We start from the raw sequence: 12,274 nt of genomic DNA, 5'->3' as shown, positions 1-12,274 counted from the left end.
TTGTGAGCGAACTCATTCGCGTACCTGACATCGGCAGCGGTGAAGGTGAAGTAATTGAACTGTTTGTGAAGGTCGGCGACCGTATCGAAGCCGACCAGAGCATCCTGACCCTGGAATCGGACAAGGCCAGCATGGAAGTGCCGGCCCCGAAAGCCGGCGTCATCAAGAGCCTGAAAGTGAAGCTGGGCGACCGTCTCAAAGAAGGCGACGAACTGCTTGAGCTGGAAGTCGAGGGCGCCGCTGAAGCGGCCCCTGCTCCGGCTGCTGCGCCGGCTGCAAAAGCTGAAGCCAAACCGGCTGCCGCTCCTGCAGCTGCCGCGCCAGCGGCTGCCCCTGCTGCCGCTTCGGTTCAGCAAGTGCACGTGCCGGACATCGGCTCGTCGGGCAAGGCGCAGATCATCGAGATTCAGGTCAAGGTCGGCGACACCGTCGAAGCTGATCAATCGTTGATCACTCTGGAATCCGACAAGGCGAGCATGGAAATCCCGTCGCCTGCCGCTGGCGTGGTCAAGGCCATCAGCGTCAAGCTCAACGACGAAGTCGGCACTGGCGACCTGATTCTGGACCTCGAAGTGGCGGGTGCTGCGGCCCCTGCTGCGGCCGCTCCGGCTCAGGCTGCTGCACCGGCCGCTGCCGCCGCGCCTGCTCCGGCAGCCGCGCCAGCAGCACCGGTTGCTGACAGTGTTCAGGACATCCACGTTCCGGACATCGGTTCGGCTGGCAAAGCCAAGATCATCGAAGTGTTGGTCAAGGCTGGCGACACCGTCGAAGCTGATCAATCGCTGATCACCTTGGAATCCGACAAGGCGAGCATGGAAATTCCATCGCCTGCCGCTGGCGTGGTGGAAAGCGTTTCCATCAAGCTGGATGACGAAGTCGGTACCGGCGACCTGATTCTGAAGCTGAAAGTCAAAGGCGCGGCTCCTGCTGCTGCCCCGGCGCCAGCTACCGCTGCTGCACCAAGTGCTCCTGCCGCTGCAGCTCCGGCTGCCGCAGCACCTGCACCTGCCGCCGCTCCAGCCGCCGCACCGGCCAAGCCGGGCGCGAAAGTTCACGCCGGCCCAGCCGTGCGTCAACTGGCCCGCGAGTTCGGCGTCGAGCTGAACGCTGTCGGTGCCAGCGGCCCGCACGGTCGTATCTTGAAAGAAGACGTGCAGGTTTACGTCAAAGCGATGATGCAGAAGGCCAAGGAAGCACCGGCCGCTGCTGCTGGCGCAACCGGTGGCGCGGGCATCCCGCCGATTCCGGTCGTCGATTTCAGCCGTTTCGGCGAAATCGAAGAAGTGCCGATGACTCGCCTGATGCAAATCGGCGCGTCGAGCCTGCACCGCAGCTGGCTGAACATCCCGCACGTGACTCAGTTCGATTCGGCTGATATCACCGAGCTGGAAGCGTTCCGCGTGGCGCAGAAAGCCGTTGCAGAGAAGGCCGGCGTCAAGCTGACCATCCTGCCGCTGCTGCTCAAGTCGTGCGCGCACATGCTCAAGGAGCTGCCGGACTTCAACAGTTCGCTGGCACCAAGCGGCAAAGCGATCATCCGCAAGAAATACGTGAACATCGGCTTCGCCGTCGATACCCCGGATGGCCTGCTGGTACCGGTCATCAAGAACGTCGACCAGAAGAGCCTGCTGCAACTGGCAGCCGAAGCCGCTGCGCTGGCCGCCAAAGCCCGCGACAAGAAGCTCACCGCTGACGACATGCAAGGCGCCTGCTTCACCATTTCCAGCCTCGGCCACATTGGCGGCACCGGCTTTACGCCGATCGTCAACGCGCCGGAAGTGGCGATCCTCGGTGTTTCCAAGGCAACCATCCAGCCAGTCTGGGACGGCAAAGCCTTCCAGCCGAAACTGATGCTGCCGCTGTCGCTGTCCTACGATCACCGTGTGATCAACGGCGCCGCTGCCGCACGCTTCACCCAGCGTCTGGGCAGCCTGCTGGCGGACATTCGCACGATCCTGCTGTAACTCGATCGGCCCTCCGGCGACGGAGGGCCGATTGCTGCACCCTTTCGAGCGCCACACGCTCGTACCTCAACCCCGTCAGTTTGGCGGGGCTTTTTTTTGCCTGAAGAAAATCCTTTCTCGTCTTTTTCCCACAAGCTGCGCTGATTTCGGCCACAGCCCTGGTCGACTTGGCCCCGATCTTTTTTATTCAATACGCAACTAACCTAGGCGCAACCAATTCAACTAAGCAACACTTGCAAACTTACATATTTATTAAAATTCATTCGAATGGATTCGACATGTTAAAACCAACTATCGGCCCGATTATCGGCCACATTACAACTAATCACGCACGCATATTCATGCGTGGCGACCGGCAGAACAATGCATTGGTATTTGCCGGCGTACGTTATCGCGCCGCCGGTGCACAACCGTGGTCAAAAGGTAACTTTGCGCGCCTGAGCGAGTGGCGTGATATGTCGCATGTGTTCGCAATCGATAACTTGAGTAGCGATACCGAGTATGAATATCAGGCCGGCTGGTTCAGTCCGATGAGTCCCGTGCATACCCCGGACAGCGTCGCCGAACTGCCGCTGCAATGGCCGCGCGAGATTTATCGCCTGCGCACTCGTTCCAGCAAAGCCCGGCAGCCCAGAGCCTATATCGTCGGCTCCTGCCGCTATCTGCGCATGACCGCCGGCATCGCTTCCCTGCCACAACTGGGCGACCGGATCTTCGCGTCCATCAATCAGGTGATCGAAGGCATACAACCGCCGATCAGCGCAGTAATGATGACCGGCGATCAAATCTACGTCGACGATTTGAATCTGCTCGCACCCGATCGCGAATACAAAGATATCCTCAGCAAGTACCGCGCCGCGTTTTCCCAACCGAATATTCAACGTTTGATGTCGGGCACTTCGACTTACATGATTCTCGACGATCACGAAATCGAAGATAACTGGCCCGCCAATGCCAGCACATCCGACGACGACTTATACCGTAACGCCATGGCCGCTTATGATCTGTATCAGGCCAGTCATAGTCCGGCACATCCGCTGACAACTAACGGTGAAGTAGATCACTCGACACTTGAGCATTACTGGTATCAATTCAGCGACGGCGATATCGAATGGTTTGTGACTGACAGTCGTACCCGCCGCAACTTGTCAGCCGATGATCGACGCATCCTCGACGAGGCACAGGAACAGGCCCTGCTCAAATGGCTGAGCAACAGCACCGCGCGGGTCAAGTACGTGGTCACCAGCGTTATGTTCTATCCGGACCGCAAGCTCCACGGCGATGACGCCTGGAAAGCCTTTCCCGAGCAGCGCCTGCGCCTGCTGGAGACCATCCGCACCCGACGCATCAAGAATGTCGTGTTCATCTCCGGAGACGTACATGGCTCGCTGACCGCTCGCTTGACCCACAGCGAAGACCCGGACTTCGAAGTCCACACCGTGGTGTCCTCGCCGCTGTGCAACAGCAAACTGCTGCCTTACGCCAAGGCGTCCACGTTCATTCTGAATCAGCCGCTGGTGCGCACGGCGGCGGGCGATTACCGGCATGAGCTGACCAGCACGGTGGTCAGTGAAGACAATTTCGCCCACATGGTGGTCGAGGCCGGGCAGATTCAGGTCAATTACCACGACCGCGATGGCAAACGCATGCAATCGATCAGCATTCCTCTGCGCTGAGTTTCCAGTCAAAGGACGCCGTTGCGGGGCACGAACCGCTCTGGAACGGCGTTCTTTCAATTCAACTGGATTACTTTTCAGCGCACGCTGGAGAAATGTTCAGTGCAGCCGACATATTCTTATAGCACTTGGCCTTCATCTCTCTTGTCAGTCGGTGCCGCAATGATGCAACCTTGCCGCAGGCAACAGTAAAGAGGGCGCGAGCCCGGCGCGTTCAGCATATTTCCAAGCGAGTTCCCTTCATGAAGAGCCAACCCGATGCCGCCAGCCGTATGGCGGCCGAGGTAGTGACGCAGTTGCCTGTGCCCTCGCGGCTCGGCATGCTGCGTTTCGAGCGCTTGAATGAAGCCAGTTGGGCCATGCTGTTTCTCGATCCCAACTGTGAACGCCAGTTCGGTCAGCCGGCTGTCGAGCTTTGCGCGCTGGTCGGCTCCCCCTACGCCAGCCTGATGGAACCCGAAGCGCGTTATCAACTGCACGACGCGATCCAGCAACAGCTGACCGCCAGCCCGCATTATCTGGTGCGATACACCCTGCACACCGCGGCCGGTGCGCTGAGCATTCTGGAACTGGGCGAAGCCTACAAACAACACAACCGTCATCTGCTGCGCGGCTATCTGCTGGCGGTCGATCACGTCTTCGACGAAGCGCCGCCACTGCCCTCCGTTGACCTCGAAACCCAGAACTCCCGCCTGCAGATCGCTCTGGAACTCAACCAGCGCGCCCAGCAGGAACAACTGCAGCACCTGGAACGCGTACGCGCCCAGCAGGACCTGATTCTGCTGCTCGCGCGCCAGCGCTACAGCACGCACAACTCGCTGCAAGAAGCCGCCGAACTGATCACCCGCTGCGCCTGCGATATCTATGAGATCGACTGCGCCAGCCTGTGGAACCTCGAAGGCCAGCATCTGGTGCCGATCTCCGCGTATCACCGCGCGACCCAGGAGTACATTCTCCCGGACGTGATCGACATCAGCGGCTTTCCCGACTACATGGACGCCCTGCACGGCAGCCGCGCCATCGACGCGCACAATGCAATGCGTGACCCGCGTACCCGTGAGATGGCCGAGGCCCTGCGCCCGCGCGACGTCAACGCGATGCTCGACGCCAGCATCCGCGTCGACGGCCAGGTCGTCGGCGTACTGTGTCTGGAGCAGACCGGCGTCACCCGCGCCTGGCAGTCCGACGAAATCGCCTTTGCCGGGGAACTGGCCGACCAGTTCGCGCAAGTCATCAACAACCACAACCGCCGCACCGCCACCAGCGCCCTGCACCTGTTCCAGCGTGCGGTCGAGCAAAGCGCCAACGCGTTTTTGCTGGTCAATTGCGACGGCGTGGTCGAGTACGTCAATCCAAGTTTTACCGCGATCACCCAGTACACCACCGAGGAAGTCCACGGCCAGCGCCTGTCCGAGCTGCCGGCGCTGGAAAACCTCAGTGAATTGTTGTTCGACGCGCCCTCGGCGCTGGCCAAGAGCAACAGTTGGCAGGGCGAATTCAAGAGCCGCCGCAAGAACCTCGAACCGTACTGGGGCCAGTTGTCGATCTCCAAGGTCTACGGCGACAACCGTGAACTGACCCACTACATCGGCATCTACGAAGACATCACCCAGACCAAACTGGCGCAGCAGCGCATCGAGCGTCTGGCCTACACCGACAACCTGACCAACCTCGGCAATCGCCCGGCGTTTATCCGCAATCTGGACGAACGCTTCGCCCGCGATAGCGATACCCCGATCAGCCTGTTGCTGGTGGACATCGACAACTTCAAACGGATCAACGACAGCCTCGGTCACCAGACCGGCGACAAGCTGCTGATCAGTCTGGCCCGGCGTCTGCGCAATAGTCTGAGCCCGAGCGGCAGCCTCGCGCGCTTCGCCAGTAACGAGTTTGCGGTGCTGCTCGACGATACCGATCTGGCGACCGGCCAGCAGATCGCCAACCAATTGCTGGCGACGCTGGATAAACCGATGTTCGTCGACAACCAGTTGATCAGCGTTACCGGTTCGGTCGGCCTGGCCTGCGCGCCGCTGCACGGTCGCGACCCGCAAACCCTGATGCGTAACGCCGGTCTGGCGCTGCACAAGGCCAAGGCCAACGGCAAACATCAGGTGCAAGTCTTCACCGAAGCGCTGAATGCCGAGGCCAGTTACAAACTGTTCGTCGAGAACAACCTGCGTCGCGCCCTGACCCAGAACGAGCTGGACGTGTTCTATCAGCCCAAGCTGTGCCTGCGCAGCGGTCGTCTGCTCGGCATGGAAGCGCTGCTGCGCTGGAATCACCCGGAACGCGGCATGATCCGCCCGGACCAGTTCATCAGCGTCGCCGAAGAAACCGGCCTGATCATTCCGATCGGCAAGTGGATCGCCCGTCAGGCCTGCCGCATGAGCAAAGCGCTGACCGCTGCTGGGATGGGCAATCTGCAGGTGGCGATCAACCTGTCGCCGAAACAGTTCTCCGACCCGGATCTGGTCGCCTCCATCGCCAACATTCTCAAGGAAGAAGCGCTGCCGGCCAATCTGCTTGAACTGGAGCTGACCGAAGGCCTGCTGCTGGAAGCCACCGAAGACACGCACTTGCAGCTCGACCAGCTCAAGCGCCTCGGGCTGACGCTGGCCATGGACGACTTCGGCACCGGTTACTCGTCGCTGAGCTATCTGAAGAAATTCCCGATCGACATCATCAAGATCGATCGCAGCTTCATCCACGAAATCCCCGACAATCAGGACGACATGGAAATCACCTCAGCAGTGATTGCCATGGCCCACAACCTGAAACTCAAGGTCGTGGCGGAAGGCATCGAGACTGCCGAACAACTGGCGTTCCTGCGTCGGCATCGTTGCGACGTCGGCCAGGGTTACCTGTTCGACCGGCCGATCCCGGGCGCAGAACTCATTCAAGCGCTGAAACGCTACCCGCGCGGCCCGCTCTGCCTCTGATCACCACAAGCTGTTCCTCTAGAAGACACTCCCCCTGTGGGAGCGAGCCTGCTCGCGAAGACGGAGAGTCAGTCGACATCAACATTGCCTGACATACCGCTTTCGCGAGCAGGCTCGCTCCCACATTTGGATAGTGCGAAGTCGGGCATCATTGGGCACACTGGCGGTCTGACTTTTTACCTCCAACCTGACTGAGAGGAACGATCATGGTTCTGCGCTCGGAAATTCTGGTGAACAAAAACGTGCTCCCGACTAAAGAACAAGCTTTGCCCGGCCGCGAAACTGCGATGACCCTGCCTGAAAAGCACTTCGTCTTCGAAGAAACCCCACTGCTTGGCCCGTTTTTCCAGGACGTCGACTTTGCGATTTTCGGTCTGGGCTGCTTCTGGGGCGCCGAGCGCCGCTTCTGGCAGCGCGAAGGCGTGGTCAGCACGGTCGTCGGTTATGCCGGCGGTTTCACGCCGAACCCGACTTACGAAGAAGTCTGCTCGGGCCTGACCGGCCACGCGGAAGTGGTGCTGGTGGTGTATGACAAGGATAAAGTCAGCTACGAAGAGCTGCTGGCGATGTTCTGGGAACTGCACAACCCGACGCAGGGCATGCGTCAGGGCAATGACATCGGCACGCAGTACCGCTCGGTGATCTACGCGACCTCGCCTGAGCATCTGGATGCGGCGCTGAAAAGCAAAGCGACCTACCAGGCTGAGCTGTCGAAAGCAGGTCTGGGTGAAATCAGCACCGAGATCGAACAGGCTCCGACCGTGTACTTCGCCGAGACGTATCACCAGCAGTATCTGGCGAAGAATCCTGAGGGTTACTGCGGGATTGGCGGCACCGGCGTGTGCATGCCACCGAGCCTGGCGGGTAACTGACCCCGTCGACGGATCGTTCCCACGCTCTGCGTGGGAATGCCTCAATGGACGCTCTGCGTCCGCTGTTGGGACGCGGAGCGTCCCGGGCTGCGTCCCCACGCGGAGCGTGGGAACGATCAGTCAGTGATCAGCTCTCGGCAATCAACCAATCCATCTGCCACCCGCCCTGGGTCTGCCCAAGCTTCTTCGACAACCACGGCAGCAGCTCACGCAATTCCTCTTCCAGCCCCCACGGCGGATTGGCAATCGCCATGCCCGAGCCGTTCAGGCTATTCGGCGTATCCAGCGGGTGCACCAGCAGTTCCACGCGCAGCAACTTCGGCGCACCGGTACCGGCCAGATCCTGATAGAAGCGACGCAACGCACGCTGGTCCTTCACCGGATACCAGATCGCCGCCACGGTTTGACGCATGCGGCCAATCGCCTCTTTCAACGACGCTGCGCAACGCTGCATCTCGTCGAGTTGCTCGAACGGCGGATCAATCAACATCACCGCACGCTTCTCCTGCACCGGCAACATCGCCCGTGCGACGTGCCAACCCTCGCCCAGATGAACCTTGACCCGACGATCACCGGCCATGTTGTCCTTGAGCAGTACGCCGTCTTCCGGGTGCTTCTCGTTGAGCATCACCCGATCCTGCGGCCGCGTCAGACGCCGCGCCAGCTCCGGCGACCCCGGGTAATAGCGCAACTGGCCATCCGGGTTCATCTCGTGCAGCACCTTCATGTAGTCGGCGGTCAGCGCCGGCAGATCCGGCTGATCCCACAAGCGCGCGATACCTTCCAGGTACTCACCGGTACGGTTGGCCTGATCACCCTGCAAGTCATACAGACCGATGCCGGCGTGTGTGTCGAGATAGGCAAACGGCTGCTCCTTGCGCGACATCAGGGCGATGAGGCGGGTCAAGGTCAGGTGTTTGAACACATCGGCGTGATTGCCGGCATGGAAGGCGTGACGATAATTCATGGCTGCTCCTGCGAAGGGCGCAAAGTTTACCTTTTACCGCGCGGCAAGTCAGGGATTCGCAGCCGAGCGGACAAAAGCCTGCCCTCACCCTAACCCTCTCCCGGAGGGAGAGGGGACTGACGGTGGTGATCTTGCGGCTTATGTCGACCTGAAAGATCAGCGCGAACTCAAGCCTGGCGAAGCAAAGTGCGCCGCTGAAGTCGCAGGTCGGCGTACATCCCCCAGACAACTCGGTCAGTCCCCTCTCCCTCTGGGAGAGGGCTAGGGTGAGGGGCTTTGCTTTTATGGCGTTAAACTGGCTAACCATGAACGACAGGAAGTCAAAAGCTCATGCGATATCTGATCATCTGCTTATTCAGCCTGCTTAGCCCATACCTCGCCCTTGCCGACGAAACCCACATTGAACAGGCACGCCAGACACTCAAAAACCATGGCCTGAGCCACTGCATTCTGGCGTCATTCAACGAACGCTCCGCGCTGAAAAAAGACATTGCACTGTCCGCCAATGCCTATTCGTTCATGGGCACAGGCATGCATTCCATCCTGCAAAATGAAGACACACTGCAAGTGCTGCACGACCCCTATAAAGAAACCAGAAACTACGTATTGACGGCTTACGAGCAGACACCTTCAAACAGCAAATACTCGAATGAAAAAGTCGTGTTTTTTGGCTGCCTGAAGGTCTACAACTCCGAGGCGTTCAACAGTTTTATCAACACTCAGGATGCGTACATTCCACCCATCAAAGTCAAAAGATCTTTCACCCTGCCACCACTCTCGCAGTGACAACGAAAAGACTATCCCAGCAACCCACCGCCCACTCGTTCATGAAAACCGCCGCAACTTGAAGGAATCGTCCGAGACCTTCGCCCCGAAAACTCACTCTGACTCTGCCAGCAAAAACGCCAACAACGCCGATCGCGACGATTCTTCCGACATTGAAACCTGAAAAAACCGCCTCACCTTGCAACGCAAAACTGCCTCTGAAAAGGCTTCGAAAAGTGTCGAATGTTCCTCGCTCAACCACTGCAACGCATTGGCCGTTCGAACGTCATTGCCCTGCTGCGCCAGCACCGAAGCCGGCACCTGCCACCACGGAAATGCCCGCCCCGACACCTGCGCCCTGCCGCCAATTCCCAGCGCCTGACCATTGATCAAACAACGCCCGATCAGCGGAAACAGTTGTGCCGCATCCACCTTATCGGCCTGAAGAATCGGCAACAGAAAGCGCCCGTCCCAGAAACGGAAAAACACCGTTTTGCCGCCCGGCATCAGCACTTGGGTGAGACTGCGAAAGTGCGCCACCACCTCTTCAAGGCTTGCCGAAGACACCGCCAGCCATCCCCAATCCTGCGACTCGGTAGTGGCGACCCAATGCAGAAACTCACTGTCAGCGGCGACAATTCCCACGTAAGGCATCACCGCATCCCACTCGGCATAGATCGTCTCGGCCCAGATCGGACTCGCCATTTCTGGCCAGGCCTCAAGCGGCTTCGCCTCGCTGGCATTGCTGAACACCACGAACAATTGCTCGGATGCACTCAACGGTTCCCGCGCCAACCATTCGGCAGGCAAAAGAAAATCAGGCTGCACAGAGACCGTCCTTGCAACGCTCACACTCTTCGCAGAATGGCGCATCACCCTTGAGGCTCATGATTTGTGCGGCGGTCAGCATGGCTGTCGGCGCGGCGGTGAGTTTCTCCGGCAATCCCGGCGCCACAGGTGCGGCACTCATCGCCGCCATCGGTGCGCCGCCCACGACAATCGGCACGCTGCTGAAAATGCCGCCGGGACCGATGTTGATCCACTGACCGCCGGCCTGAATCGTCGCACTCGCCCCGCCATCAATGACCACTTGCTGACCGGCGCTGACGTGGAATTGCCCACTGGCGCTGATCGCCTGATTGCTCACGCGAATATGCCGGTCGCCGATCACGCTCAGATGGTCGTCCTGCTTCACTTCGGTCTGCCGCTGTCCGTGGGTGATGCGCTGCTCATCAGCCTTTAACTCATGGCGGGCGGTGCCGGTGACGACGATGCTGCGCTGGTTGTCGACCTGCACCTGTTGATCATTCAACACATGCTGCGTCCAGTTGCGCTGGGCGCGCAGGTAGATTTCCTCGGAGCCTTTGCGATCCTCGATGCGCAGTTCGTTGTAGCCGCCACCGCCGGGGCTGCTCTGAGTGCGGAAAATGCTGCGGGTCTTGTCCGCTGGCAGATCCAGCGGGATCGGTGTCGCGGCGTTGGGCAGGCAGCCCACGACCAAGGGTTTGTCAGCGTCGGCATCGATGAAGCCGACCAGCACTTCCATGCCGACTCGCGGAATCAGAACGCTGCCGTAACGGTCGTGGGCCCAATTAGTGGCAACGCGCAGCCAGCAACTGGAATGCTCGTTCAATTCTCCGTCGCGATCCCATGCGAGCTGCACCTTGACCCGGCCGTACTCGTCGCAGTGGATTTCAGTGTCTTTCGGCCCGGTCACAACAGCCGGTTGGTAACCGGGCATCCGTGGCTTTTCCGTCCCCAGCGACGGGCGAAAGAACACGTCCCACGGCGTGGCGAGAAAGGTATTACGGTAACCCTGGAAACCTTCCCCATCGCTGGTCACCGATTCCTCCAGCACTTGCGGCTGGCGGCCATGGTGTTCAACGGCAGTCAGCAGCCACAGGTCATTCCAGTCATGGCGCGGATGCTCGGTCAGTTGCAGGAAATGTCCGCAAACCAATGCGGATTCGTCGCTGATGCCTTCGGCCTGACGGTAGTCGGCGACATGTCGCTCAAGTGCCCGCTGAGCGTGATGCTTGCCGGTTTCACGATCGTTGAATTGGCCAGGGAAGTGATAGTCCTCCAGCACCGGGCGCTGCTCAGCGTCGACACGACTTTCCAACTGCAGTCGCGGCTTGATGAAATTGTAATCGCGCCGGGTCACCACGCTGGTGCGGGTTTCCACCCGCACGTTGAAACGCTGAATCGCCCGCGCTCCGCCCGCCATGCCGCTGCCCGGCAGATATAGCGTCGACTCAGCCAGACGTGGAAACACCGTCTGGTCGTCGCCGAACACCAATAGATGGCCTTCGGGACTGTGCTGGAAGTGGTAGTGAATGCCGACCTCTGCACACAACCGCTGAATGAAGGCCAGATCACTCTCGGCGTATTGCACGCAATACTCGCGCACCGGGTATTCGCTGCCGAGGCGAAATTCGAAGGCATCACGCAAGATCGAATGATCCTTGAGGACTTGCGCGACAATCTGCGGAACCGTCAGATGCTGGAAGATCCGCTGATTGATCCGCTGCCCGAGGTACGTCAGACGCGGAACGAGACTGACATGATAGCGCGTCAGACGTTTCCCGGAATCGCCCTGCCCGACCTGATAAATCTGACCATGGATACCGGAACCCTGCGCATCCAGGCGCAGAAACGCCTGACAGTGCAGCAGGCTTTCAAGGTCCAGATCCGGCCGCTCGCTGACCAGTTCCAGCTCGAAGCGAAACGGTTGGCTGATGGCTTCCTTGCCCGTGAACTCAAGGACCTTGAGGTCATGCTGGGCGCCTTCGAGGGTCAACGTGAAACGCGGTTGATTGGCAGGCGCGAACATCCGATGTCTCTCTGCAAAATGAAGGGCGGGCGATTCTGCATGAGGGGCAAGGGGTGATGAGTGGGTGACGGAAAAATCAGATTTGCCCTACTTTGTTTGACGAAAACCCCTGCAAAAAGCGGCGCCTTCAACTACAGACAAATCCTCCAAAACCACCACCGACCCCCTGTAGGAGTGAGCCTGCTCGCGATAGCGGTCTGACATTCAGCATTGATGTCGACTGACACACCACTATCGCGAGCAGGCTCACTCCTACAG

General features: G+C 59.6%; 8 protein-coding genes. 5 read left to right on the top strand and 3 right to left on the bottom strand.

The features are described from left to right. The first annotated feature begins 2 nt into the window (after positions 1 to 2). The 4 genes from aceF (at position 3) to msrA (ending at position 7,451) form a co-directional block, all read left to right on the top strand. Positions 3 to 1,964, top strand: coding sequence for a dihydrolipoyllysine-residue acetyltransferase (gene aceF / locus CCX46_RS02365; protein ID WP_127925568.1), 1,962 nt, complete (start codon positions 3 to 5; stop codon positions 1,962 to 1,964). A gap of 278 nt (positions 1,965 to 2,242) precedes the next feature. Continuing rightward, positions 2,243 to 3,640: an alkaline phosphatase D family protein gene (locus CCX46_RS02360; RefSeq protein WP_127925567.1), complete on the top strand. Its 1,398-nt coding sequence runs from the start codon at positions 2,243 to 2,245 to the stop codon at positions 3,638 to 3,640. A gap of 242 nt (positions 3,641 to 3,882) precedes the next feature. Next, positions 3,883 to 6,579 carry a putative bifunctional diguanylate cyclase/phosphodiesterase gene (locus CCX46_RS02355; RefSeq protein ID WP_127925566.1) on the top strand — a complete coding sequence of 899 codons (2,697 nt, stop codon included), beginning with the start codon at positions 3,883 to 3,885 and terminating at the stop codon, positions 6,577 to 6,579. A gap of 206 nt (positions 6,580 to 6,785) precedes the next feature. Next, entirely contained in the window at positions 6,786 to 7,451 is a 666-nt protein-coding gene (gene msrA, locus CCX46_RS02345) for a peptide-methionine (S)-S-oxide reductase MsrA (RefSeq protein ID WP_127925565.1), read from the top strand. A 127-nt stretch (positions 7,452 to 7,578) separates the two neighbouring features. On the opposite strand, the gene CCX46_RS02340 is transcribed toward msrA, so the two are convergent. After that, on the bottom strand, positions 7,579 to 8,418 hold the full coding sequence (locus CCX46_RS02340; RefSeq protein WP_007915674.1) for a 23S rRNA (adenine(2030)-N(6))-methyltransferase RlmJ: 840 nt from the start codon (positions 8,416 to 8,418) through the stop codon (positions 7,579 to 7,581). A 330-nt stretch (positions 8,419 to 8,748) separates the two neighbouring features. Here CCX46_RS02340 and CCX46_RS02335 point away from each other — a divergent pair, with 330 nt between their 5' ends. Beyond that, on the top strand, positions 8,749 to 9,204 hold the full coding sequence (locus CCX46_RS02335; protein WP_127925564.1) for a hypothetical protein: 456 nt from the start codon (positions 8,749 to 8,751) through the stop codon (positions 9,202 to 9,204). 93 nt (positions 9,205 to 9,297) lie between these two features. Here CCX46_RS02335 and CCX46_RS02330 read toward each other — a convergent pair whose 3' ends face one another. Next, on the bottom strand, positions 9,298 to 10,011 hold the full coding sequence (locus tag CCX46_RS02330; protein WP_127925563.1) for a DUF4123 domain-containing protein: 714 nt from the start codon (positions 10,009 to 10,011) through the stop codon (positions 9,298 to 9,300). Continuing rightward, positions 10,001 to 12,016 (bottom strand): type VI secretion system Vgr family protein, encoded by a 2,016-nt coding sequence (locus tag CCX46_RS02325; RefSeq protein ID WP_127925562.1) that lies wholly within the window; start codon positions 12,014 to 12,016, stop codon positions 10,001 to 10,003. Before CCX46_RS02325 ends, CCX46_RS02330 begins: the two co-directional genes overlap by 11 nt. Between the last annotated feature and the right edge of the window lie 258 nt (positions 12,017 to 12,274).

Origin of the sequence: Pseudomonas sp. RU47, assembly GCF_004011755.1 — a bacterium.
In the GTDB taxonomy this organism is placed as follows: Bacteria; Pseudomonadota; Gammaproteobacteria; order Pseudomonadales; family Pseudomonadaceae; genus Aquipseudomonas.
The sequence above is the reverse complement of the archived record's forward strand: the minus strand, read 5'-3'. Positions and strand labels throughout refer to the sequence as shown.